Source organism: Pseudohongiella acticola, from assembly GCF_001758195.1.
GTDB classification, from domain to species: domain Bacteria; phylum Pseudomonadota; class Gammaproteobacteria; order Pseudomonadales; family Pseudohongiellaceae; genus Pseudohongiella; species Pseudohongiella acticola.
The window spans coordinates 487,099-513,963 of the sequence record NZ_MASR01000001.1; the positions used below are offsets into that span (position 1 = coordinate 487,099).

A 26,865-nucleotide genomic window follows, 5' to 3' on the forward strand; every position below is an offset into this window, starting at 1 on the left:
GCAGGGAAGCGCTCACGGAAACAGAAAGATACGCGACTGATATCAATGCCAAAGCAAAGCTTCGGCATTGATTTGAGGTTATCACAAACACAAAACCGCTCCATGACCGCGATCCGTTGACACCGGACCATACTGTTTGTCTATAGTTTTTTCAGTAACAGACTGCCAATTGAATAACCGGCACCAAACGAACACAGTACACCGATGTCACCCGACTCCAGATCCTGATGATAGAGAGACAGCGCTATAACAGAACCCGCTGAAGCTGTATTGGCATAACGGTCCAGCACAATGGGCGCCTCATCCGTATCCGGCAGACGGCCCAGCAGTTTTTTTGAAATCAGCTGATTCATGTTGATATTGGCCTGATGCAGCCACCAGCGCCTCACATCAGTTGGCGTCAGTCCGTGCAGCGCCAGGTGGTCCGACAAGTGCTCAGCGGCCATCGGACAGACTTCCTTGAAGACAGAGCGCCCTTCCTGATGAAAAAGCTTATCCGCCGCAAAGGGGTCGGTACCAAAGGCTCTGGACATATAGCCAAAATTGGAACGGATATTATTGGAGTACAGTGTCTTCGCCTGGGTACCAAGGATTTCAAAAACATGATCACTGCTGGCTGTCTCGGCACGCTCGATAACAACAGCTGTGGCTACGTCGCCGAAAATAAAATGACTGTCACGATCACAGTAATTTACCTGAGGCGAAACCAGCTCCGGATTTATCACCAGCACTGCGCGGGCGGAGCCGGACTTGACCATTTCCCAGGCACGATGCAAGGCAAACGTTGCCGCTGAGCATGCCACCAGCATGTCAAAACCGAACCCGTCTATACCCAGAGCACTCTGCACCTCTATTGCCAATGCCGGATAAGCGCGCTGAGTGTAGGCGCAGCTGACGATAACTGCATCAAAATCTTCAGCCTTTTTATTGGCAGAGGCCATTGCACTGCGTGCGGCATGCAATGCGATTTCAGCCTGATGGCTGAGTTCATCGTCATCGCGCTCTGGAATCAGGGGGCGCATATGCTCAATGTCCAGAATGCCGTCTTTGACATAGACATGGCGCTGTTTAATGCCACTCGCTTTTTCAATAAATTCGGGATCAGACTTCATGACCGGTTCTACATGACCGGCCTCAATCGCTGCCTGATGCGTCAGATTATATTTGTCGGCATAAGCGTTTAGCGCCTGCACCAGTTCTGTATTCGTTACGACGTGATCCGGTGTCCAGAGGCCAACGCCACTGATAACGACACGGTCACCTGCCTGATGCAAACGCATGACTGTTTCCTTCTCTCCCCATTTCTATTATTAGCTGGCTCTTTACAAAACCCAGCGACCTGTCAGTCGACGATGGCGCCATAGGCCAGCGCTTTGAATGTGGCACGCAACGGCACCTGAACATTCATGTGTTGAATCATTACCACACCTATCAATTCTTCAACCGGATCAATCCAGAATATGGTGCCGGCAGCGCCGCCCCAATAATACTCACCTTCCGAACCGACACCTCCTGCCGCCGCCGGATCTTCAATTACCGCAAAACCCAGACCAAAGCCGGTGCCGTCTACAAAACCTGGCAATGTATCGGGCGAATGCTGGCCATTGTCACCAAAGATTCCCGGCAAATGATTCTGTGTCATATATTCAAGTGTCTTCTTGCCAATAATACGGACGCCGTCAAGCTCGCCGCCATTGAGCACCATTTGACTGAACTTCATGTAGTCTTCAGCCGTTGACAGCAAACCGCCGCCACCAGACTCAAATGTCTGACGATTAACGAAGTTGCTGGCATTGGGGTTATCGCTGACTTCCAGTGTGTCGGATTGCGGGTTATAGGTATGGTTGGTGCCAAAGCGGTTGAGCTTGTCCGCGGGTACCTGAAAAAATGTATCATCCATTTCCAGCGGGCCAAATATGCGCTGCTGGAAGAATTCACCCAGAGACTGTCCGGACACTGCTTCTACCAGCGCACCCAGCACGTCGGTTGAAACGCTGTAATGAAAGCGTGTGCCAGGCTGATACTGCAAAGGTATTTGCCCAAGTCGTTCAATAAAGGTATCAAGGTCAGGGCTGACCATGACATTACCATCGCGGTATTGACGGTCGACCATGGTGTCGCCAAACACACCGTAAGTCAGACCCGAACTGTGTGTCATCAACATCTGAACGGTCATGGGTCGGTCCGGCGCTACCAGAGAACCTCCTGGGCCGGCAACACGGGCATTGGCGAAGGCTGGCAGGTAGCGCTCGACCGGATCGGTAAGCTGCAGCTTGCCCTCTTCGTACATCATCATGACGGCAAGTGTAGTGATGGGTTTTGTCATGGAGTAAATACGAAACAGGCTGTCTTTCTCCAGAGCCTGACCGGTATTCTTGTTCAGGTTGCCAAATTCTTCAAAATGCACAACTTCACCGCGACGTGCCAGCATACTCACCACACCGACGAGCTGACCTTCGTCAACGTAGCGCTGCAAAACCGGGCCAATTCGCTCCAGCCGCTCCGAGGACATACCCACCGCCTCTGGCGAATCGTAGGACAGATCCTGTGCGGAAGTCTGCGCCACCAGACCTGTCAGGGCCGCAGCGAGCACCAGCGTTGATCGCAATGATTTGAAATGCATCGAATTACTCCCTTGTGATTATTAGATTTGTCCGGAATGATAACTCAGCCCCAATGATAATGTAATAGCTACCAGAGCCACCAAAAAGCGCTCGCCTGCTCGGACGCAATCAAGCGCCGACCCGCTTACTGCAGCGCCTGGCCAGGCGATAACTTATAGTCCGCCTGATGATGCTCTGGCAAATAGCCGTTGACTTGGCCTACGGTTACTGTAGACTGCGCGGCAAGCCAGAATACCGGCTATATTTATATCTGCAATACGAAGTGCCGCAAGTAGACCCTCGTCGTGTAAATGTATTTGTAATCGTATTTTTCTGCTTACCGAATGTTGGTATGTGGCACTGTTGCACCAGAAATTCTGGTTCAAACAGCCCGCTCCCGCATACGGTGCATATTTAATTTTAGTAATTTCAAGGAATATTCTATGTCTACAGTGACAGGTCAGGTTAAATTCTTCAACGAATCCAAAGGCTTCGGCTTCATCCAGCAAGACGGCGGCGCCGATGTATTCGTACATTACAGCGCAATCAAATCTGCAGGATTCAAAACTCTGGCAGAAGGCCAGCGCGTTGAATTTACCGTGACTAAAGGCGCTAAAGGCCTTCAGGCGGAAAACGTTATTGGTCTGTAAGACTGCAACGTTTGAAATCGCCGCGCTGCTAAGCTAACGCGAATTCAAAAAAAAAGGGCTGTCACCTGGGTGACAGCCCTTTTTTCATGCCATTTATTATGACGCAGGCTTAGAAGCCTGGACGCCAGTCAACTGACAGCCAGAACTGACGGCCCCACGGGCTGTGCAGACGGCTTTCAAAACCACCAAGAATAGGCAGTCGCTGTGGCAGTTCGTCAAACACATTGCTTATCCCGGCACTCAACGTGATCTCGCTGTCGAAGTACTGGTCCATCAGATAAGTGTACTGTGCATTAACAATACCCTGCGAACGGATTCGGCCATCTTCAGGCGGTGGCGTTCCGGTCAGCGCGTTGTTGACGTTATCATCGAACTCAACATGATGCTGATAGTTCCAGCTCGCCGAAGCGCTGTGCTTGTCGCGAATCCAGCTCAGGCGAGCCTGACCCTTGATCTTGGGAACAGGCGCAACGATACCGGTGCGACCGTTCTGCTTGCCCAGTGCGTCAACCACTTCACCGCCATCTGCATACTCGTACTTGGTATTGTAGGTAGCATTCAGTGATGTCGTAAACGAACCCCAGTTATTGGTGTCCATGGTGTAGGTGGCACGCGCATCAAACAGGTCTACCCAAACGGTAGACACGTTCTGTGCCTGACTGACAACCCGGGATACGCGCTGATTGTCACTGCTGTCACGTGTCACATTGGAGAGTCCGCCCGCTGCGACCCATGCGTTGGCAGCTTGCCGGGTTGCAGAACCTGGTGTCGGATCGTAGGCCTCCGGTGTTGAACCAATTGCGGCCAGCATTTCTTCGAACTCAATGGCAACAATGTCCAGCGTACCCAGCGTACGGATACGGTCGGTGTACTCAATCGATTGATAATCCATGCTCAGGGTCAGGTCGTCCAGCGGCTCCCAGGTGAAGCCAACGTTCCAGATGTCAGACGTTTCCGGAGACAGTTTGGGGTTACCCGAGGAACAGGTCGCACCACCGTTAAGTACCCCGCCTGTGATCGGGTCGCTACCAAAGAAGATCTCACCACAATTTTCGTTGGGATCGAATGGGCGGGCATCTGCCGGCGTTGGAGCCAGAAAACTTTCACCAACCGAGGCACGAATTGCCAATTCAGGCAGTGCTTCCCAGCGCAGCGCAATCTTGGGTGTTGTCGTTTGCAGGTCATAAGTGGTGAAATTTTCATGCCGGACAGCTATCTGGGCATCCAGAGTATCCAGCAATGGCACTTCAAACTCCAGATACGCTGCCTGCACACGGCTACCGTAGTTGCGGCTTGTCGGTGGTGTATCAATGATACTGGTGTTGTAGTCCAGACCCGCTGCAGACAAGGGGTTAGCGTAATCCCACTCATCTATGTCACGCATCTGATAACCAATCGCCATCTGCGCCATACCGGCAGGCAGTTCGTAAAGGTCACCGGTCGCGTTGACTTCAAACACCGTCAGCTCGCGCTGTGATGTGCGGAAAGGTACGGTAGGAGCGATCCAGTCGATCAACGCCTGGCTGTTGGCCGTTGTGGCAGCATCATAAAACGGCGAACGCACATCGGCAGAACCAAAGGGGTTGAACCACTCATTACCATTAGGACCGCCCTGCCCGATCAAGGCCGCTGCGATATTCGGCATATTGATCATACGTGCAGTGTAGTCGCGGTGCGTGCGCTGCCAGGAGTACGACGAATTCGCAGTCCAGGAGTTGGTCAGGTCAAAGCGGGCACCCACTTTGTAGCGCTGAATGGTATCGTCATAGGTCTGCTTGCGTGCACCCGTTTTCAGGTCAGTATAGCTTGGCAACGTACCTGCTGCGGCAAACGGACGCCAGGTCCAGGGACCGACATCCATACCGAACGGGTTGGCAGGATGCGATTCCGGCACCACCAGACCTTCCCGGTTATTGGCATTAAGCTGGTACGACAGGGTATTGTGGTTTTCGCTTTCCCGGTTGGCCAGGGACATCTGAGCTTCCAGCTGCACGCGATCACTGACATCAAAAGTCATGTTCTGGAAGATGTTGTACTCGGTTTTGCCCTCTGCCAGTGGCCATTGCGCATTGTAGTTAAAAAAGCAGTTGTTGCCGGGGCGGGGAATGCCCGATGGGTTGTTATTCGCGGCACCAAAGTCTGTCACTTCATTAAAGGTGCCACAACTTGGATCGACCAGATTACCGCCAACCAGGTCGCCACCATGAACCTTTCCCGGGTTTGCGGTGGCGCCATCCAGTTCACGCCAGACCCCCGGGTTTCCTGAGTTTGCCCAGCCGTAGGCTGCGCGCAACGTACGTGGACGCTCGTACATCATCAGCGGTGTCGTGCGGGCATAGTCCGCAGCAAAAACATAGTTGATGCCGTTGCTGAAGTTGCGACCAAACATGACGCCAATCTTGTTGTCTTCAAAGTCCTGAGGCTCATCAAACTGGTGATACAGACGCACCCTGAAACCATCAAAATCTTTCACGGGTATCAGGTTGACGACACCGGCGACCGCGTCCGAGCCATACAGAGCCGAACCGCCATCCAGCACTACTTCCAGGCGGTCAATGGCAATTTCAGGTAACAAGGTATTGATACCGGCATCAACCGAGCGCGTACCATCCATCAGCGTCAGGGTGCTGTTCTCACCCAGCCCACGCAGGTTGAAGGTGGTGCCTACACTGGATTGGGAACCGCTGTTGCCAGCGTTAACATTGGCAACCGTATTGGTATTCTGTGTGTAAGGCAGGTCGCGGATATAGTTACCCATACTGGCGGCGCCGGACTCCAGGATATCGCTCTGGGTCACGGTATCAACCGGGTTATTCTGGGCGAAGGCGCTGTTCCGGATAAAGGAACCGGTAACAACAACCTCTTCCACGGCAGGGGTGTCATCCTGCTGTGCGAAAGCGGCCATAGGCACTAGCAGCGAACCGCTCACACAGGCGTGAATCATGTGCCTGAGGTAGTGTTTTGATTTATTGACAGACATTGGCAGTTTCTCTCCTGTTATTTTTTTTAGACCTTATATGCCATGGATTCGCCTTTTTCGGCGAAACAAGGGCATATGCGGCGGAGTGTACTGCCAGCCGGGCTTGACGCCGTTGTGAAAACGACAAACTATTATGATAAGTCACAACTTTGTAACTATTCGGGGAGGAAAAAAGTAGGTTTACAGGAGGACTGACTGTCGATGAAAGACGTGTTTTCTGCGGTATTCTGAAAATTTCTGTAAGCGCGACACGGCAGCCATCAGTCAATGTTCCCACTGACTGACGGTGACAGGTTGTTACAACTCGTGGGCTCGGTTAGAACCAGTTGTCACGCATTGTCAGGCAAGTATCGTCCAAGCTCGAGAGCAGGTTAAGCCACTGTTCGGTTCTGGGTAGCTCCCAGGCAAAATACCAACGACCCGCCTGACGTTTGCCAGCATAAAAATCGCCTGACTTGCCGGCCGCAGCCAACATCTGTTCAAGCCATATCCAGGCCACGACAGTGTGGCCAAACGCTTCCAGATAGACGGCCGCATTTGCCATTGTCAGTGCCGGCTGTCCGCACGTGTGCAGCTTGCGGGTCACATCTGCCAGGCGATAGACCACCGCATCAAGCTGAGCGCCAGACTCCGCCAACTCAGCCACTTCCGACGCCTGTGCGGTCGTTGCCTGAATCAGGTCAAGCAGCAGGTCCAGACCCAGCCCACCCTGCATGACAACTTTGCGGCCGAGCAAATCGAGGGCCTGAATGCCATGTGTACCTTCGTGAATCGGGTTCAATCGATTATCGCGATAGAACTGCTCAACATTATAGTCACGGGTATAACCGTATCCTCCGTGAACCTGAATGGCCAGATTGTTGGCCTCCAGGCACCATTGTGACGGCCAGCTCTTCGCCACCGGTGTCAGCATGTCCAGTAGCAGCGTTGCGCGTGCTTTATCGTCACCCTGGCTGGTGCGCTCTTCATCGATTAATCGCGCGCAATACAGATTGAGTCCAAGACCACCTTCAACATACGCCTTTTGTGCCAGCAGCATGCGTTTGACATCGGTGTGCTCGATGATTGCGACGGCTGGCTGCGACGGATCCTTGGCCCCGGGTGTGCGCCCCTGTTTACGCTCTCGGGCGTATTCAAGCGCGTGCAGATAACCGGTATACCCCAGTGCGGCGGCACCGAGGCCTACGCCGATGCGTGCCTCGTTCATCATGTGAAACATATACGACAGGCCTTTGTTCGCCTCCCCGACCAGATAGGCAACAGCGCCGGATTTACCTTCGGGGGTAAATTTTCCTTCACCAAAATTCAATAAGGTATTGGTGGTGCCACGGTAACCCATCTTGTGATTGAGCCCCGCCAGCACGACGTCATTATGTTCCCCGACAGTGCCATCAGCTTCAATCAGATGACGAGGGACGATAAACAGGGAAATACCTTTGACCCCGGGCGGCGCATCCGGCAACCGCGCCAGTACCAGGTGCACAATGTTTTCTGACAGACTGTGCTCGCCGCCGGAAATCCACATCTTGTTGCCAAACACACGATAACGACCATCATTGTCAGGCTCCGCCCGTGTCCGGATATCCGCCAGTGACGAGCCCGCCTGTGGCTCGGACAGGCACATGGTGCCAAAGAAACGACCGTCCATCATCGGTTTAACCCAGGTCTGCTTCTGTTCCGGGGTGCCATAAGTCAACAGCAGGTTGGCGTTACCAATAGTAAGGAAAGGGTATGCGGCTGTGCCGACATTCGCAGCCAGAAACCAGGCAAAACAGGCTTTTTCCACCAGTGTTGGCAGTTGCATGCCGCCGAGGTCATAATCCTGTCCCGCAGCAATCAGTCCGGCTTCAGCAAAAATATCCAGTGCCGCCTTCACTTCCGGGATCATATGCACAACATCCCCATCAAACCAGGGTTCGTTGGCATCATTCTTCTTGTTGTGGCTGGCAAAATGCTCGGTGGCAATCTCTGCGCTCAGATCGAGCACAGCATCAAATGTCTCACGCGAGTGATCGGCGTAGCGCGGCAAAGCCACAAGAGACTCGGCATTGAGCCACTCGTACAACATGAATTCGATATCTCGCCGACTCAGTATCAAGGAAGTCATAAACAATAACCTGTTAATCGTCAGTTTGGCCGCTCACTCGCAGGCCCAAATTCAGGGTTCAATGGAATTGGTCAGCATCGAGATGGTGTATTTAATCAGTTCGCCACCCTGCGGATAGTCTGTTTGTGACGATTTGGCGCTACGGGTCTGCATGATCACACCATGCAAGGCACCCTGCAGATAGAACGCAGTCTGCAACGGGTCTTTAATGTATGTTTCGCTCAGACTGCCGTCACTCAGGCCGTTGCGTAACGCTTTTACCATGAGGTCATTGACACATTCCCGGCAGTGGTCCAATGCCAGCAACTGGCTATCGCTTTCATCAGGGCCCGGAAAGGTTGCCATACTCGTCAGAACATCAAAGTAATTCGCTTCGTCGACCGAAAACGCGTGGTAGGCGTGACCGATGCCCTCTATTTGCGCAACGCCTGTCTTTCCAGCTTCCAGGGCTGCCTCAAAGCGACGTTGCAGGGACTGTGCTGCCCGCAACATGACACCGCGCATGATTGCGGCTTTGTCCTTGAAATAGACGTATAACAAGGCACGGCTGAGTTGCGCGGCCCTGGCGATATCATCCATTGAGGTTTGTTCATAACCTTTGTCAAAAAAGGTCAATTCCGCAGCATCGAGTATTTCATCATGCCGTTCCTGTTTTTCCTTTGCCCGTCGTCTGCGTACTGTCATTCCCTTGGAAGCCTCGGTCTCGATTCATGCATCAGTGAATTCTCCAGCATAGTGACAGCTAATGCCAGTGTTGGTTGCTGAAGACAGATTCAGTCTTAAGCATTATTGACATTTTGTCAATTAATGACATTATGTCAACAAATTAGTATGCACGGAGATTTACGATGCCTGTCCTACCTCGCCTGCCATCAGCAGTACTCCCGCTATTATTGTTTGTCATGATCACAGCGCTGCCTGCCTGTGGCGAAGAAAGTGGCGATACTGAAGCTGAACAAGGAACCGCTGACAGCAACAATACGCCTGCTGTGCCGGTGCGTATTGCCCGGGTCAGCCAGCGTAGCGTCGACGACAGTCTGCGTTTTGCTGGCATCAGCCGGGCTCGCCAGCGCGCAACATTGACATTTCAGGTTGGCGGTACGCTTCAGACACGTGCTGCTGATATTGGCGAATCAGTGAAACAGGGACAGGTCCTTGCGCAACTGTATAACCCGCAGCTCGAACCGTCACGCGATGCTGCGCAGTCGCGACTCGAGCAACTGCTCACAGACATTGCCCAGGCCAGACGCGATCAGGTGCGCATTGAGCAGCTACATGAACGAGGCGTATCGCCTTTGTCTGACCTGGAACAGCAACGTGCCAGGGTCGACAGCCTGCAGGCCGCGGTCAGTAATGCCGAAGCATCGCTTCAGCAGGCCCAGCGCCTGTTGGCAGAAAACACGCTGAGAGCTCCCTTTGCCGGTAGTGTTGAGGCTGTCCTGCTGCAACCGGGAGAATTCGCCCAGGCCGGCCAGCCCGTTATTCGCATCGCAGCCCGGGATGGAATGGAAATCGAAATCCGGGTTCCGGCTTACCTGCTGCGCGAAATCAAGCCAGATCAGACACTGCCCGTCTGGTCCAGCCTGACCGGCATTAAAGGCAGTGGTAACGTGTTGGAAATTGGCACCTCCAGTTCGGGCAGCAACACATTGTTCCCCCTGGTCGTCAGCCTTGACGGCAACGGTATCCATGCGGGTGAAGCCTATGAGGTTGGTATCCCCCGGCGCAGCGAAGCGGCTCTGGTCATACCCGTCAGCGCAGTGATGCGCTCCGCCGGTGGACTGACTGTATTCCGCTTCAGTTCGGGTCATGACCAGAACCTGGGGACAGTGAGTCGGGTCGCTGTACAGATAAGCGAACTGCTGGGCGAACATGCCGTACTCGAAGGGGATGGCCTGAAGCCAGCGGATGCCGTCGTGTACGCTGGCCTGACCCGTCTTGCCGACGGTGACATAGTCAGGGTATTGCCATGATCACTGATATGTTATTAAAACCGCGACTGATCCTGATGGTAGTCATCATGCTGACGCTGGCAGGCCTTGCTTCATTCGGCAACATGGCGCGTCAGGAGGACCCAGTGTTTCCGGCCCGCAACGGCCTGATTACAGTGTTATATCCCGGTGCCACCGCGGATGCCCTTGAGCGCCTGATTCTTGAACCCTTGCAGGATGAGATTTCTCAGGTTGAAGAGGTACTGGAATACTCAGCTATTGCTCGCAGCGGCGTCGCACTGCTGAATATTGTCCTTCAGGATAATCTCTATGACACCGACCCCGCCTGGGAGCGGGTGCGTCAAGCCATGGACCGGGCCCGACTTGAGTTTCCTGCAGGCGTCAGGCAGATGGAACTTGATGACCGTGTGACCTCGAATCCGGCCGTGGTACTGGCGCTGGCAGGCGACCCATCAGTGGTGGCACTGTCACTGGCAGCCGAGCGGCTAAAACGGCAATTGACCGACCTGCCCGGTCTGTCGCGTATCGAAATTGAAGGCGATGTCGAAGAACAGATTACCATCGCCATTCAGGATGCAGAACTCAACCGTCTGGGTATCAGCCCGGCGTATATTGCCAATGTCATCGGCCAGCGTAATCAGGTTTCTCCCGGCGGCTTCATTGTTGTAAACAACAAACGCATCAGCCTGCTTTCCAACAGCGAATTCGAAGACCTGGCCGCTCTGCGTAGCACACAGATTGCACTACCGGACGCGAGTTCAGTTCCACTGGCGAGCATTGCTGACATTCAGCGAACGCCGATTGAGCCGGCGCCGCCGGCCACGTGGATGAACGGTGAACGGGTGGTCACCGTTAATGTTTATATTCAGGACAATCAGGTTGATGCCATCGGGTTTGGTGAAACGCTGAGGCAACGTGTACAGGAAATAGCGCCGGACTTTGCGCCACTGAAAATAGCAGAGCTGTTTTTCCAGCCAGACCAGGTTGAATCACGCCTGAGTGACCTGCAAGGCAGCCTGTTGTTAAGTATGCTTATCATTACTCTAGTGGTGTTTATTGGCATGGGCTGGCGCATGGGCATTCTGGTAGCGGCGATGCTGCCACTGGTGACCTTAATCAGTCTGGGTGTTTATGACCTGGGCGGCGGTGTGCTACACCAGATTGCCGTGATCGGACTGGTTATTTCACTCGGCATATTGATAGACAACGCCATTGTCATGATCGAGAACATTCAGAACCACTTGAGTGACGGCAAGAGTCGCCAACAATCCATGTTGTTGGCGGTCAAAGAGCTGGCAGGACCTCTGGGTGCCTCGACCGGTACCACCCTCGCCGCTTTCACACCGCTGCTTTTGTCCAGTGGTGGCACGGCTGATTTTACCCGGGGTATTCCGGTCATGATCATGCTGACGCTCAGCATCAGTTATCTATTGGCGATCAGCGTAGCGCCGTTGCTGGCAGCATGGTTTCTGCCGCCGCAGCAGGCACGCCGAAGTGCCTGGTTTGACACATTGGGCTCAAGAATGGCACTCCTCAGCGAAACCTGGCCGCGACTGATCATTATCGGTGGGCTGACACTGGTCATTGGCAGCTTCATGCTGAGCAACTTTCTCAACTTCCAGTTCTTCCCCAATGCCGATCGTCCTCAGGTCGTCATTGAAGTATTCCTGCCCGAAGGATCCGACCAGGCGTACACTGATGAGATATCCGCTGACTTTGAGCGCCTGACTCGACAACAGGCAAACGTGGTGTCGGTGCATCGTTTTGTCGGCTTTACCGGACCCGGTTTCTACTACAACCTGCCCAACGCAACACGGGCACCGAACCGGGCGCGACTGGTGGTAAACATGCAAAGTCTGGGTGACACCAGTGGTCTGATAGACTGGGCGCGTGAACACGCGGCAACGTCGCTGCCGGAGATATCCATTGTCGCCAGCACCCTGGCTCAGGGTCCACCGAGAGTCGCTCCGGTGGAAGTACGGCTCTATCACGCCAACAACAACACCAGACTTGCCGCAGCGGAGCACATCTTCCGGCTACTAAAAACGATACCTGGCGCAGTTGATGTCAGACACGACATTGACCTGGGTACGCCGGTGCTGCGCGCGATGATTGATGATGCCAGTGCGCAGCGCCACGGCGTCAGTCGGGCCGATGTGGCACAAACACTTTTTGCCCGCAGTTTTGGTTTTACAGCAGAGCAGTATCGACAGGAACTGGACCCCATACCGATCGTATTGCGCTCACTCGAGGGCCTCTCAACCGACGTATCGAAACTGTTATCCAGCTATGTTTACAACAATAACGGTGAGGCGATTCCGGTGAGTCTGGTGGCCCGATTTGAGGCGGACTGGCAGGAAGCCGGCATACAACATCGCAATGGCGTTCGTGTCTATACAATTACTGCCGGTCTGGCAAATGGCTACAATTTCAGTCAGATTCTGGAAGTGCTGAATGAACGCCTGCAAGAAGAGCCTTTGCCGGTTGGCACGCGCATGGAATTGGGAGGTGACCTGGAAGGGTCCGGGGAAGCTAATCAGGCAATTCTGTCGACGGCGCCCATTGGCATACTGCTATTGCTGTTTTTCCTGATTCTTCAGTTCAATTCGTTTACCCGGGTTGGCATTATCCTGCTGACCGTGCCACTGGCCGCCGCGGGCATTTTTCCGGGTCTGGTTCTGACAGGTTCACCTTTTGGCTTTCAACCCTTACTGGGCATCATTGCGCTGGTAGGGATAGTCGTCAACAATGCCATCGTTCTGATTGACCGTATTGATCAGCGCCTGAAAGAGGGTGCCAACATCAATGATGCCGTCAGTGACGCTGTCACTCGACGCACGCGGCCCATTCTGCTGACCACAGCTACGACGGTAGCGGGATTGTTACCCCTGGCGCTGTCGGCTTCCACGTTGTGGCCGCCGATGGCCTGGGCGATCATTTCCGGTTTGTTGGCGTCGACGGTGCAGACCCTCCTCGTCGTTCCAGCCGTATGCCGGTTAACGCTCAAGCCAAAGAGGGACAGTGCCGAGATAGAAGCTTTTGCAGAAAAGATATAGGTAGACAGTATTCAGTATCGGGATCGCCTGTCGGGACTGCAGGTTTTGCAGGAGCAAAAACCTGCAGTCCCCGTATCGGCGCCTGACCTGAGAGTTGCACTACCGTTGGTCGGGCAGTTTATAGCCGTCTGCTTCGAGCTGGGCGCGGACAACTTTCTTGTCCATTTTGCCGGTTGCCGTCAGCGGAATCGAATCTACAAACAGAACATCATCAGGTAGCTGCCACTTGGCAAACTTGCTCTCGCAATGTGCGATCACCTGCTCTGGTGTCAATTCGACATCCGCCTTTTTGATGATCAACGCCACCGGGCGTTCATCCCAGCGTGGATGCGGGTGTGCCACTACACAGGCCTGTCCCACTGCTGCCATGCCGGCGATATGGTTCTCAAGATCGACCGATGAAATCCACTCACCGCCAGATTTAATCAGATCTTTGGAACGGTCAGTAATAATAATATAACCTTCCGGATCAATTTTGGCGACGTCACCGGTGATCAACCAGCCATCATGAAACTTGTCAGGCTGCGGATTATTAAAGTACTCCGAGCAAATCCACGGGCCACGAATCAGCAGTTCACCGAATGCCTTGCCATCGTGAGGCAGCGTGTTCCATTCATCATCAAAAATCTCGATTTCCAGACCGGGTATTGGCAGACCGGCCTTGGCCTGATTGGCGGCCCGGTCAGCATCTCCCATTTCAAGATGTTTGCGCTTGCTGGTGCGACGGCTGATAGTCGCCAACGGACTGGTTTCAGTCATACCCCAGCCCTGCACCATTTCTACGCCCAGTGCATCCCAGAACCATTCAATCAATGACGGTGGTGGCGCGGACCCGCCACAGGTCAGTCGTGTCAGGGCACTGAATTTGTATTTATCAGGATTGGCTTCGATCAGACCTTTGACACCTTGCCAGATTGTAGGGACGCCGGCGGAAATGGTGACATCGTAATCGGTGATCATGCGAGCCAGGTGATCGGGCACCATGAAGCGGTGCGGATAAACCTGTTTCATGCCCAGCATGCAGGCGACCCAGGGCAGGCCCCAGGCGTTAGCGTGAAACATCGGCACAATACCCAACAGGGTGTCGGTAGCAGATAACCCCATGACGTCGGTCATTGCGATGGCAATAGTGTGCAGGTAGTTGGCGCGATGGGTGTACATGACCCCCTTCGGCTTACCTGTGGTACCGCTGGTATAACACAGACCCATGGCAGAATTTTCATCAATCTCCGGCCACTGGTATTTAGTAGGCTTGCCTTTGATGAAATCCTCGTAATCGATGGCATTGGGCAGACTGGTTTCCCAGTTTTCAAAGCCAGGTTCTGCCGCCACCACGATTTTCTCGACACTCGGCATCTTTCCAGCCAGCTTCTCCAGCGCAGGCAGAACGTCGGCATCGACGATAATGATCTTGTCCTGAGCGTGGTTGATGATGTATTCGAGGTCAACCGGAGACAGGCGGATATTGAGGGTATGAATCACTGCACCCATGCAGGCAACAGCATGGTAGGCCTCCAGGTGACGGGCCCCGTTCCACATGAACGTGGCGACACGATCACCGATCTCGATGCCGGCATCGTTTAATGCATGAGCCAGCTGGTGGGCACGGTTACGGGTTTCCAGCATGGTCTGGCTGCGGGCGCCATCAGCGGTAGCCGTCATGACCTCCACATCGGGCTGCAGCATGGCGCCCCGATCCATCAGCCGGTGCATTAAGAGTGGAGTCTGTTGCATTGTCATTTATTTTTGCTCCTGACACGGTTGTTCGGCGAAACAGGAAGACTAAACCAGCTTGTGCCGCAGTTCAACAGATAGTGAATGCATTCAACTTGCCAGAAAGGCATTACGAAGGATATGAGGGAACGGCCGCATTGGCAGTCCCCACGCGCCGATGCGGCAGCCCCGTCAGCGCGAATGTCGGGGCTTGATGATAATCAATACCCCGACCGGTTCTTTCCCGCGATGGATCAGGCGCCGGCTTCGGCCCGAACACGCTCATCCAGGTGTGCCATTGCCCAGTGCGCTGACTGTATGGCACTTTCCATCCAGGCTGCATGAATACTGACCTGATCACCGATGAAGTAATGGCGACCGGCGGGTCGTTGCAACATACGGTAAGAGTCGGTTTTTTCCGGCGTCATCTGGCCCCAGCGGGCTGAACAGCCCAGCATGTGATTCATGCGATGCCAGGCGATGGTAATACCGTGTTCCGCCATCTCGCGATATTGCGGATGCACCTTTTCGCCCTGTTCCAACATGGCTTCGATTCGCTCGTCATGAGTCATTCGCATGAATTCCGAGCCACCGCCGTAATCATAAGCAGCCAGCATGACCCCCTTCTGTTTCATCAAACCGTGGAAGGGGTACCATAGCTGCCTGATGGGCTGGTTGGTCCAGGTTATGCCACCGTAAATGCTTTCCTTCTCCCAGAATCGTTCTTTCATCTGGAAAGCGCCTTTATAGGCTTCACCACGCCCAATCTGGCGCATGGCGGTGATGTACGATTCGGGCAGGTTATTGTCGATACCCACCATCAGGTGTGAAGGAATGCAGTTGAATACATAGTCGGCCTCGATCTGGTGGCGTTCACCATCCTGATCGTAGACGATTTCCACCTTATCACCACGGTCGTAAACACCCATGACCATCGCGTGATATTCGATCTTGTCTTCAAGTTGACGGGTAAAACCTTTGATGATGTTGTCCATGCCATGCACCGGCTGCATCAACATGGGCGCTGTTTCACCTTCATTTTCCAGCAGAGTCTGGCGTAGCAAACCAACATTGCCCTTGAGAATGTCGCGCACAGCGATCATTTCGTGGTGAACGCCCTCATCAATATATCCGCCGGAGACATAACCGGCCCGACCGCTGCCGTGATATTCGCCGTTGGCATCTAGGTCGCCGAACTGACGAATCAGCGCCATTATCTTTTGTGCTTCATCATCGGTGAATGGCTGATCCAGCTCGGCATTGTTGTAACCCTTCCACATCAGCTCGGCCATAAACCCTTTCAGGTTGGTGCTGATGTCAATGTTGCGCATGGGCTTGCCGCCATTCAGGTCTGGATCATGCACCAGGGCCTGCTTGTTCTCGTTGATGAACATTTCCAGATCCACGTCCAGCTCTTTGCAATAGGCAAGAACATTGGCATGGGTACTGGGAATGCGAGCGGCGCCGCAGTTGAAGTAAAGATGCGGTTCGTCATCAAATTTGCATATCTGGGGATTGCCAATCTCGTCAATCAGGTCTCCATGACGTACTGTCATGATGCGGCCACCGCAGCGGTGAGATGCCTCCAACACTGTGCAGTCATATCCCGCTTTGCCAAGTTCGTAGGCCGTGGTCAGACCCGATATACCGCCACCCAGAATCACCACGCGCTTACGCTGGCCATTAAGTGCCATCAAATTGGGTACGCTGGCGGAAGTACTGGCCGGGATGAGCCCCAGCGCACCACCGATGCCCAGCACGGTAGCGACGCCGCCAGTGGCGGCGATCAGGTTCAAAAATTCTCGACGGGAAACGGGTTTTGACACGGATGTAATCCTCTGCGCTCTGTAATTCTTGTAAATCGGGGCTGCCGTCAATGTCGGCGACTGCCCCGGACTGCTGGTACTCTTACATTATTACCTAACTATAGGAACAAAGTCCTGCCCGAAAGATTCCCAAAACCTACTAAAACAGCCAAAACCACCGTGACAACAGCGCCATTCTGGTGCGACAGAACATACCGGGCACCATTATGATGCTGGCACTCATCAAACTGCCCGCCCACAACCAGCAAATCGGAGCGGAAGTACTGGCCCCTAACTTGCATCAACATTGCGTTCACACCGGGTTTCCTGCAAGCCCCAGATTGCTGACAGAACGCAGACCGCTCCTGATAAGCGAGAGAGGAAGGCAATTCGAGAAAGCGAGCGACTGGTGTGCTCTAACCGGATGAAGCATAAGTCAAATCAGTGACGTAAAATCTTGACCTTTGACGTAGTATTTGTTTGCATACTGATACAAAAAGAAAGCATGCCCATGGCCGATAAAACAACATCTAACGCATACAACACTAAAAACCTGCAGCAAACTCTGCAGATAGGTGACTGGCAAGTGTCGCCCGGAGCCTGTACGGTCAAAAAAAATGGCGCTGGGACCGGCAATGAGACCGACGTTGGGACCAACGTTGAAACAAAAGTCACGCCGCGAAGCATGGATGTTCTCAAGCTGCTTATCGAGCGCGACGGCAACGTCGTCAGCCCAGGCGAATTTCTGGAAACAATCTGGCGCTCACCGATTGCCACAGACCACGCCGTTCACAAAGCCATCGCCGAGTTACGCAGTGCGCTACAGGACGATGCCCATAATCCGCGCTATATCAAAACCATCCCCAAACGCGGCTACAAACTGATTGCACACATTGCAAGCGAACCCCAACAGCATGCCGTGCCCGCGGACAAACCTGCAACAGAACATCGCACGGATCCTGATCAATCACAAAGCGAGCGGGCCGCAGCAGGAAACAATCCTCTCGCGCCTGAGCAACAAACCCCCCATGGTGACGGCGAAGAGCACACTGTAGCGACAACCAGAGCAACCTCGCGCCAGACGTTCTGGCGCAAACTGGCGGTAGCGGCCATGCTCAGCGCCCTGGTCATCAGCGCCCCTTTGTTTATTCGCAGCCCGGAATCCACGCCCGAAGCCACCAGTGTTGTCCAGTTGGCGGTGTTGCCGTTTGCCTCGCGCGACTTCAGTGATGACAATCAGATACTTGCCGAGGGCCTGCGCGAATCATTGATCCACGGACTGTCTAAACTGGGGCATCTGCAGGTGTTGTCCCCTGCCCGCAACCCGGAAACGCTGTCCGCTGTCAGGCAATATGGCGACAACTACCTGCAACAGGCAGATCACGTTCTGCAGGGCAGCGTCATGACGTCGGACGGACGATTGCGGGTGATCGTGCAGCTGGTTCGGGTCAGTGACGGATTACGCGAATATTCTGATCAGTTCGACCTGCCCATGAACGATATTTTTGCTGTTCAGGACCAGATTGTTTCCAACGTTACCAGTGCCTTACGTGTTTATCTTAACGAAAACGAACGCACCCAGATGCGTGACTGGGGCACCACCAACGCAGTGGCCTATGAACATTTTCTGCGCGGGGAATTCTACAATAACCAGTTCAGTCCTGCGGACTGGGAGCGCGCCATCGAGTCCCACCAGGCCGCCATCGAGCTCGACCCGAACTTTCTCAATGCCTACCACGGTGTTGCCACAGCGGCTAACAATCTGGCTGTCTACAGCGGCGCCGACAAAATAGACAAAATGTACCAGCTGGTGCTGGACACTCATCGGCAGATATCGCAGATTAACCCGGAAAGCGATATTCTGGATTCTATCCATGCGATCAAGTTACGCATGCGAGGTTCCAGTTATATCCAGCAGGAAATGCAACTGCGCGAACAGATCCTTTCAGGTGAACCACCTCATTTTGCCCTGAGCCATTACGCACTGCTGCTGATCGGGGCGCGCATGTACGACGAAGCAGCACGCTTCCTGGAACAGGCATCTGAAGCCGGCCCATTTGAAATATCACCGGATGAGGCCTGGAGCTATCGCACCAATGTGCTGACACCGGCTGACTCTGTGATGGCCCGTAAAAACCAGCTCCAGCAACGCCCTTACCACGTCGCATTCCTGGGCTCTGTGGCGGTCAACCTGGCGGTTCTGGGCGACTTCCGACAGGCACAGATATATCTGAACCAGCAACGCGAGGTTGATCTGGAAGGAATCCTGGCTCACTACTCGGAAGTTGTCATGAGTTACCTGGCTGGTGACATCAAGGCTGATACGCCCGCTTATTTTGCAGCCCTGCGAGACGACCCTGATTTTTACTACAATAATGGTGTGCTGGCGTTTATGGTCGGCGACATTGAGCGCGGCGTGCATTACTGGCAAAACCTGCCTCCTGTTCATCTGCGCCGCCTTTTTAATGTCACCCACGCGGCAGAGAAGTACTTTCCTGAGCAGGTGCTGTATTCGCCCGAATACCTCGACCTTCTGGACGCAATGGGCGCCGGTCTCGCCTGGCAGCGCCGTTTGATGGAAGGAGTCATGGCGATGGAAGCGACGACCGGTGTCAGCCTCAGCCGGCGCTCCAGGGACGCCTATGACAGTCAGCGCCTGATGTTAAAAAACAACCTGTGGAGCGAACAGGAGTGGAGCGAGCATCAACATTACCTGTCACAGCGCCTGGCCCAGGCATCAACGCTGGATGCAGCACGAATTCACTGAAAGAAGCCCGGCCATTGTCAACGTCCAAACCCCGCCACCATCCACGCAGCAGCTCACCCACCCGCCTTAACCAATAATTAACTTAAAACACCGATATCCTTATGTTTTTTCCGCTCAATATGTGTTTATATTAAATACCCGTTTTTGGCGGCCATATATTGACAAGTTGTCAAAGCAGTTAGCTCAAGGATTGTGCATACCCCCGTGCTCTCCGGCTTAGAGAGCGTTTTAGGAGGTATTAAGAAGGTTTTTAGGAGGACTTTGCCGAATATATATCACCATAATCGGACTGCCGTATTGCGTAACCTAATAATAATTTTATATCGGCAGGCTCTTAATCGGTTCAAGAAAAAGACGCACTTACTACATAAGAAGGAAAATTAAATGAACAAGTCTCTAAAACTCTGCACACTCTCCTCTACGTTGGTGTTGCTTGGTTCCCTGACTGCCGTTGGCGCTCCCGCCGCGTTTGCCCAGGAAGCCGCACCGGAACTTGAAGAAGTGGTAGTAACCGGTTCACGGGGTGCTCCACGAACTGCCCTCGAATCTGCTGCTCCAATCGATGTATTCTCGGCTCAGGATTTCCAGGACCAGGGTACGTCGGACATGAACGACCTGTTACGTAACCTGATCCCCACATTCAACGTTGACGTACAGGACATCAACGACTCTAACTCTCTGGTCAGACCTGCCACATTGCGCGGCCTGCCTGCTGACGACACACTCGTGCTGATCAATGGCAAGCGTCGTCACCGTTCTGCTGCCATCCAGTTTGGTCGTCAGGGTACTCACTTCCCGGACGTGGCCCAGATTCCGCCGATTGCCCTGCGCCAGGTAGAAGTCCTGCGTGATGGCGCATCAGCGCAATACGGTTCTGATGCCATCGCCGGCGTTATCAACTTTATTCTGAAAGAAAACTCAGAGGGCGGAACCTTCGAAGCCAAGCACGGCCGCCTGTCAGAAACCGATGACGGCATGTTGAACTACTTCGCCGGTAACGTTGGTTTCCCACTGGGTGATAACGGTTTTGCCAGCATCAGTTTTGACAAGACCGATCAGCGCCGCAGCGATCGCGGCATTCAGCGTGGTGATGCCCAGGCGATCATTGATGCCGGCAACAACGCCGTGCGTGTCAATGTTATGCGTCAGGGTCTGCCAGACACAGAAATGATGAATTTCTTTGTCAATGCCGGCGTTGACCTGGGCAATCAGCAGGAAGTATACACCTTCAGCGGTTACTCGGAGAAAGACGTTGAACTGGGCTTCTTCTGGCGTAACCCGGAAAACCGGGGTGGCGTCTTCACCAGCGGCGCCAACCAGCTGTTTGCTGACCTGACACCCAATGACGGCTTTGGCTGCCCGGTTATTCCGCGCGGCGTTAACCCTGTGACCGGCACTACCAGCTCACTGGCAGCCCGTGACGCCAGTCTCGCCGACCCCAACTGCTTCTCGTTCGCAGAACGCCATCCAGGCGGCTACACCCCCGACTTCGGTGGTGAGAATGTTGACATGTCCAACGTCACCGGTATCCGCGGCGAGTTTGACGATGGTACCAGCTACGATGTCAGCATCGGCAATGGCTTCAACGAGATGAGCTACTTCCTGAACGGTACGACCAACCCGTCGATGGGGCCGGATTCACCATCCAATTTCAAGCCAGGCATCTACACCACCATTGAGAACAACTTCAACGTCGACCTGGTTAAAGGCTTTGACGTGGGCATGTACTCAGACCTGAACGTGGCATACGGTGTTGAATGGCGCCGTGAAATCTTCAAGGTACGTTCTGAAGACCAGGACTCATACCGCATCGGGCCATATGCTGACCAGGGTTTCGGCGTCGGTTCTGACGGTTTCCAGGGTTTTGGTCCTGACCAACAGGGTAGCTGGGATCGCAAGAACTGGGGCTTCTACGTCGACCTGGAAGTGGACGTTACTGAGCGACTGCTGCTGGGTGCGGCACTGCGTTACGAGGACTTCTACAACACCTTTGGTGACACCACCAATGGCAAGTTGAGCGCCCGCTATCGCCTGACGGAAACCATGAACCTGCGTAGCACGGTAAGTACCGGTTTCCGCGCACCGTCACCAGGTCAGGCCAACATTTCCAACATCTCTACCGGTGTAGTGGATTCCATCCCGGTTACACAGGGTCAAATTCCTCCAACCAACCCGATTTCACAGCGCTTTGGCGGTGAGGAACTGGGGCCGGAAGAAGCAGATAACTTCAGCATTGGCTGGACCGCTGAAATTGGTGGCCTGGATCTGTCCATCGACTATTACAAGATCGATATTGACGAACGTATCCTGAACTCGGCCACGTTTGACATTACACCTGCCATCGCTCAGGAACTGGAAGATTCCGGTGTCTCCGGCGCACGCAGCATTGTGTCATTCAACTACTATACCAACGACATGAGCACCACCAACGAAGGTATAGAAATTGTCGGTTCATGGTCCATGGACTGGCAGGAAATGGGCACAACCGATTTCTCTGCTTCCTACGCCTACACCACACAGGAACTGAAAGACTTCACGCCCGGCCTGCTGACGCGTGCCAATATCGCGGATCTGGAAGACGGTATCCCGTCTGACCGAGCCAACTTCCGTGCAAACCACAACGTTGGCGACTGGCGCTTCACACTGCAGGCCAACTACTACGGTGACTACCGATCAGTGCCTAGCAGTGATGACCCAAGTCGTGACTACACGGTTGGTGCCAAGACTATATTCGGTACGGAAATCGCTTACATGTTAGGCGATCGCTATACCTTTATCCTGGGTGCCGACAACGTGTTCAACACCTTGCCGGAACGCGTTCGTCCTGAGGACTTCTTTAGCTTTACCAGCAATGAGTACATCACCAGCGGCGCCTTCAGCCCGAATGGTCGCTTTGTGTACACACGTGTGCAGGTAAACTTCTAACACCCGTTAGGAGGTTGACAATCAAAGGGACGGGGCTCGCCCCGTCCCTTTTTTAACGAGAGATAAAACACTATGAACAAGCACAAAGCAGGATTCTGGTTCAGTCTGGCACTGGGAACCGCGTTGAGCCTGAGTGCTCAAGCCGCTACCGTTGATGGCGTAGAAGTCAGCGACCGATTCTGTCTGACCTGTCACGGCACCGACGGACAGGGCAATCAGGGCATTGATGCGCCAAGGCTCGCGGGCATGGAACCCTGGTACCTCAAGCGACAACTCGAATTGTTCCGTGACGAATTGCGTGGCACACACCCTGAAGATATACCTGGTCAGGAAATGCAACCCATGGCTGCAATTCTGAGCGACGAAAGCATCACCGATATTATTGAATGGGCAGGCACATGGGAATACAAGCCTGCCGAAATTACCATCACTGACGGCGACGCGGCCCGGGGGCAACAACTCTATCAAACCTGCGCGGCCTGCCACGGCACTGATGGGCAAGGCAATGAAGCCATGAACGCACCGGCGCTGGCCGGGCAAAACGATTGGTACCTGATGAACCAATTGGTCAATTTCAAAGAAGGTTATCGCGGCTACGACACGCAGGATCGTTATGGCAATCAGATGCGAATGATGGCCCAGGGAATTCCTGACCGGACTGCCATGAAAGATCTGGTCAGCTACATTAATACGCTCGGTCGATAGCCCCTTCTCCCCGTTGGCGGATGATCATAAAAAAGGCGTCCGCCAACTTATTTCCTGACCCGGTTGTTTGCCCGCACTCCGTTATGCCCGTTTTTGAGCACGAACATTCGCTCTATCGAAAGTCTTGATCCGATATTGCAGTCACCGCCTTTCTGCCGCATAATTTCCCGGCTTTGTCAGAATATGACAAGTTGTCACTGAGCTATGACTTGCATCTGCGGAGACAATGTCTGGCAAGTACACGCGCTACCATTCAGACAACAGCACAGACAAAACCTCGACAAAAAAACAAATAAAAAAGAATCAGACATTACTATGCCGCAACAAGATTTTTTGCAGGATTTGCGAAACCACCTCAACGACTCGGCCACCATTACGCCGGAGTCGCAATTGCGTAATTATGTTACAACCACCTGCCTGACTCAGGATGACAAGACGTTACCGCTCCGTGTCAGCCTGGAAACAGCCCAACTATATATTGGCAAGGAAGTTGGCGTCACCAAATGGTTCCCGGTCACTCAGGACCGTGTCAACCGCTTCGCTGATGCAACCGGTGACTTTCAGTTCATTCATATTGACAAGGAACGCTCCGCACGGGAAACCTGTTATGACGGCACCATTGCGCATGGCATGTTGACCATGGCATTGGTACCCACCTTCGCTACTCAGGGTTCATTGAAGATTCTGGGCTCAAGGCAATCGATTATTTATGGACTGGATCGGGTCAGGTTTTTGAACCCGATTCGTATCGGCAAGCGCATCCGCGGTCGCTTTACCTTGCTTAGCGCACAGGAGAGGTCTACCGATGAAGTTCTGATGCGCCACGCTGTCAGCATCGAGATAGAAGGTGAGGAAAAACCCGCATTGATTGCTGACTGGATAGTTATGTATGCGCTTTCGTCAGAAGAAACGACGCTATCAGTAAGCGAGGCCAGGTCGACAGCAAACATGTCGCCATCGACATTCAAAGCAGCCGGATAAAGTCTGGCCTAAAACCTGTCCGCCCGCGCCTTATGCCAGTCTTCTTCGTATGCTTCAGGGACCCTGCCGACAATCAGTTGTTCATGCGATAAGGGCGTATATATCTGATCAAAGTGACGCAGACCCCTGTCAGTGCGCTGGTGCAGGTCAGAAGGTTTCAATTGCCCCGGATATTCATAACCCAGCGCACCGCACAATTCCAGAAAGGCCGAGACCGTGCCAGCCTGGTAATTTCTCACCCGCACAGCCCTTAGTTCTACATTGACTGCCTTGGCCCTTGATGCATCCTGGGTGGCAACACCGGTAGGACATTTGTTGGTATTACATGATTTGGACTGTATACAACCCAATGCCAGCATCATGGCCCGCGCCGAGTTGATCACATCAGCTCCCAGCGCAATTTTGGCCAACATATCAAAGCCGCTGGCATTCTTGCCCGCTGCGATCAGCTTGATATCCTGACGCAGTCCAGCTCCTTTCAACACCTGTTCAACAAAATAGATGGCTTCCAGCACAGGCATACCCAGGCGGTTGGAGAACTCGACGGGCGCTGCTCCAGTTCCACCTTCAGCACCGTCGATGGTAATAAAATCAGGCAATATTCCTGTTTCCACCATGGCTTTAACGATGGCCATAAATTCGGATTTTTTGCCGATGCACAGTTTAAAACCAATCGGTTTGCCTTCGCTCAGATCGCGCAGCCGCTGAACGAACTCAAGCAGACCACGGGGCGTATCAAACTCTGGATGTGATGCCGGCGAATACACCGTCACCCCGATCTCAACTAGCCTGATGGCAGCAATTTCCGCACTTACCTTGGCTCCGGGCAACACCCCGCCGTGTGATGGTTTGGCACCCTGTGACAACTTGATCTCAATCATCTTGACCACATCGTTGGCTGCGGCAGCGCGAAATGCATCGTCACTAAAGAGACCATCGGCTTGGCGACAACCAAAATAACCGGTACCAATCTGCCAGACCAGGTCGCCACCGTGCTGCAGATGGTAAGGGCTGATCCCGCCCTCCCCGGTATTATGTGAAAAGCCACCCAGCCTGGCACCCTTGTTGAGCGCACTGATGGCATTGTTGCTGAGCGCACCAAAACTCATACCGGAGATATTAAGCAATGCTGAATTATACGGTTGGCGGCAGGCGGGACCACCGATTACCACACGCGCTCGCTCAGGATCAATGTGCCTGGCATTGATTGAGTGAAAAATACAGAGATAACCTTCGGCCAGAATATCACGCTCTGTACCAAACGGAATGGTATCGTCCAGCTGTTTGCCGCGCCGATAGATCAGGTCGCGGGTCTCTCGATTGAAGGGGGCCTCTTCCAGGTTGTCGGCAATAAAGTATTGCCGGATCTCAGGACGAATGGCCTCCAGCATAAAGCGGATATTGGCGAACACCGGGTAGTTCTTGCGCAGGTTGCTGTCGGCAAAAAACAGATCGTAGAGACCGGTTGCTGTAAACACAACGACAAGCAGGAACAATAACAACTGCCATGGTTGCTGCAACAGTACCCACGGCGAAACTGAACCGTCCGCCGCCGAGTACAACAGAAAAAAGCTCAGCGGCAGCATGATCAGCACAAATAGCCAAAAGAACCGCACAACAACTGTCATCAGGCTGCTCCAGGCAGTTGTTTACTGGCAAAGGCGATTTTTGGCTTCCGCGTATTCACGCTGCAGACGCGCCACCAGAGTGGCGGTGGGCACAACTTCGCGAATCGATCCAATACCCTGACCGCAGCCCCAGATATCACGCCATGCACGTTTCTCATCACCACCGCCAAAATTCATTTTGCTGGGGTCAGATTCAGGCAGATTGTCCGGGTCCATGCCGGCATTGCGGATACTCTCTTTCAGGTAATTGCCATGCACGCCGGTGTAGAAATTGCTGTAGACGATGTCATCTGAATTACTTTCCACAATCATTTTCTTGTAGTCATCAACGGCACGCGCTTCATCGGTAGCAATAAAAGGTGAGCCGATATAGGCGAAATCTGCTCCCATCGCCTGCGCCGCCAGAATGGCATGACCGGTTGCAATCGAGCCGGCCAGCAGCAACGGCCCATCAAACCATTCCCGTATCTCCTGCACCATGGCAAACGGACTTTTGACGCTGGCATGGCCACCTGCACCGGCGGCGACACAGATCAAGCCATCAGCACCCTTTTCGATGGCTTTGCGGGCAAACACATTGTTAATCACATCATGCAGTACGATGCCGCCCCAGGCCTGCACCGCTTTATTGACGTCTTCACGCGCCCCCAGACTGGTGATGACAATGGGCACTTTGTATTTTTCACATAAGGCCATATCGTGATCAAGGCGGTCATTACTGCGGTGTACAATCTGATTGATGGCAAACGGGGCTGCTGGTTTGTCTGGATTGGCTTCGTTATACGCAGCCAGGGTTTCAGTGATTTCCGCCAGCCAGTCCTCCAGCTGTTCAGCCGGCCGGGCGTTCAACGCTGGCATCGAGCCAACCACACCGGCAATACATTGAGCAATGAGCAGTTTCGGGTTACTGATAATAAACAGCGGCGATCCAATCACGGGAAAAGACAGATTTTCAAGTACGGGTGGCAATCGAGACATTAAGACTCCGAAATC

Annotated in this window: 16 protein-coding genes; 7 read left to right on the forward strand and 9 right to left on the reverse strand. The window is 53.6% G+C overall.

What is annotated here, in order from left to right:
- Positions 1 to 140 precede the first annotated feature (140 nt).
- Both PHACT_RS02185 and PHACT_RS02190 read right to left on the reverse strand, forming a co-directional pair.
- Positions 141 to 1,280 (reverse strand): beta-ketoacyl-ACP synthase III, encoded by a 1,140-nt coding sequence (locus tag PHACT_RS02185; RefSeq protein WP_070115709.1) that lies wholly within the window; start codon positions 1,278 to 1,280, stop codon positions 141 to 143.
- Between the two features lie 62 nt (positions 1,281 to 1,342).
- Positions 1,343 to 2,623 (reverse strand): serine hydrolase domain-containing protein, encoded by a 1,281-nt coding sequence (locus PHACT_RS02190; protein WP_083264273.1) that lies wholly within the window; start codon positions 2,621 to 2,623, stop codon positions 1,343 to 1,345.
- Positions 2,624 to 3,046: 423 nt separating this feature from the next.
- Here PHACT_RS02190 and PHACT_RS02195 point away from each other — a divergent pair, with 423 nt between their 5' ends.
- On the forward strand, positions 3,047 to 3,253 hold the full coding sequence (locus PHACT_RS02195) for a cold-shock protein (RefSeq protein WP_070115710.1): 207 nt from the start codon (positions 3,047 to 3,049) through the stop codon (positions 3,251 to 3,253).
- Between the two features lie 109 nt (positions 3,254 to 3,362).
- Here PHACT_RS02195 and PHACT_RS02200 read toward each other — a convergent pair whose 3' ends face one another.
- The 3 genes from PHACT_RS02200 to PHACT_RS02210 all read right to left on the reverse strand — a co-directional run bounded on the left by PHACT_RS02200 (position 3,363) and on the right by PHACT_RS02210 (position 9,024).
- On the reverse strand, positions 3,363 to 6,233 hold the full coding sequence (locus PHACT_RS02200) for a TonB-dependent receptor domain-containing protein (RefSeq protein ID WP_070115711.1): 2,871 nt from the start codon (positions 6,231 to 6,233) through the stop codon (positions 3,363 to 3,365).
- 316 nt (positions 6,234 to 6,549) lie between these two features.
- Positions 6,550 to 8,340, reverse strand: coding sequence for an acyl-CoA dehydrogenase (locus PHACT_RS02205; RefSeq protein ID WP_070115712.1), 1,791 nt, complete (start codon positions 8,338 to 8,340; stop codon positions 6,550 to 6,552).
- Between the two features lie 51 nt (positions 8,341 to 8,391).
- Complete coding sequence (locus PHACT_RS02210; protein ID WP_070115713.1) at positions 8,392 to 9,024, reverse strand: TetR/AcrR family transcriptional regulator; 633 nt, start codon at positions 9,022 to 9,024, stop codon at positions 8,392 to 8,394.
- Positions 9,025 to 9,188: 164 nt separating this feature from the next.
- On the opposite strand from PHACT_RS02210, the gene PHACT_RS02215 reads away from it, so the two are divergent.
- Both PHACT_RS02215 and PHACT_RS02220 read left to right on the forward strand, forming a co-directional pair.
- Entirely contained in the window at positions 9,189 to 10,313 is a 1,125-nt protein-coding gene (locus PHACT_RS02215) for an efflux RND transporter periplasmic adaptor subunit (RefSeq protein ID WP_070115714.1), read from the forward strand.
- Positions 10,310 to 13,348, forward strand: coding sequence for an efflux RND transporter permease subunit (locus PHACT_RS02220; protein WP_070115715.1), 3,039 nt, complete (start codon positions 10,310 to 10,312; stop codon positions 13,346 to 13,348). Before PHACT_RS02215 ends, PHACT_RS02220 begins: the two co-directional genes overlap by 4 nt.
- A gap of 99 nt (positions 13,349 to 13,447) precedes the next feature.
- On the opposite strand, the gene PHACT_RS02225 is transcribed toward PHACT_RS02220, so the two are convergent.
- On the reverse strand, positions 13,448 to 15,088 hold the full coding sequence (locus tag PHACT_RS02225) for a long-chain fatty acid--CoA ligase (RefSeq protein ID WP_070115716.1): 1,641 nt from the start codon (positions 15,086 to 15,088) through the stop codon (positions 13,448 to 13,450).
- A gap of 227 nt (positions 15,089 to 15,315) precedes the next feature.
- Positions 15,316 to 16,887, reverse strand: coding sequence for a flavin monoamine oxidase family protein (locus PHACT_RS02230; protein ID WP_070115717.1), 1,572 nt, complete (start codon positions 16,885 to 16,887; stop codon positions 15,316 to 15,318).
- Positions 16,888 to 17,377: 490 nt separating this feature from the next.
- On the opposite strand from PHACT_RS02230, the gene PHACT_RS02240 reads away from it, so the two are divergent.
- The 4 genes from PHACT_RS02240 (at position 17,378) to PHACT_RS02255 (ending at position 24,244) form a co-directional block, all read left to right on the forward strand.
- Complete coding sequence (locus tag PHACT_RS02240) at positions 17,378 to 19,633, forward strand: winged helix-turn-helix domain-containing tetratricopeptide repeat protein (RefSeq protein ID WP_070115719.1); 2,256 nt, start codon at positions 17,378 to 17,380, stop codon at positions 19,631 to 19,633.
- 384 nt (positions 19,634 to 20,017) lie between these two features.
- Complete coding sequence (locus PHACT_RS02245) at positions 20,018 to 22,558, forward strand: TonB-dependent receptor plug domain-containing protein (protein ID WP_070115720.1); 2,541 nt, start codon at positions 20,018 to 20,020, stop codon at positions 22,556 to 22,558.
- A gap of 72 nt (positions 22,559 to 22,630) precedes the next feature.
- Entirely contained in the window at positions 22,631 to 23,263 is a 633-nt protein-coding gene (locus PHACT_RS02250; RefSeq protein WP_070115721.1) for a c-type cytochrome, read from the forward strand.
- A gap of 315 nt (positions 23,264 to 23,578) precedes the next feature.
- A complete protein-coding gene (locus PHACT_RS02255) occupies positions 23,579 to 24,244 on the forward strand; it encodes a MaoC family dehydratase (RefSeq protein ID WP_083264276.1) in 666 nt (221 codons plus the stop codon).
- Positions 24,245 to 24,252: 8 nt separating this feature from the next.
- Here the strand turns inward: PHACT_RS02255 and PHACT_RS02260 are convergent, their stop codons facing one another.
- Together PHACT_RS02260 and PHACT_RS02265 are read right to left on the reverse strand one after the other, a co-directional pair.
- The gene (locus PHACT_RS02260) at positions 24,253 to 25,872 is read right to left on the reverse strand and encodes an FMN-binding glutamate synthase family protein (RefSeq protein ID WP_070115722.1); all 1,620 of its coding nucleotides are present in this window, start codon (positions 25,870 to 25,872) and stop codon (positions 24,253 to 24,255) included.
- A 21-nt stretch (positions 25,873 to 25,893) separates the two neighbouring features.
- Positions 25,894 to 26,850, reverse strand: a complete 957-nt coding sequence (locus tag PHACT_RS02265) for an NAD(P)H-dependent flavin oxidoreductase (RefSeq protein ID WP_070115723.1) — start codon at positions 26,848 to 26,850, stop codon at positions 25,894 to 25,896.
- Positions 26,851 to 26,865 lie beyond the last annotated feature (15 nt).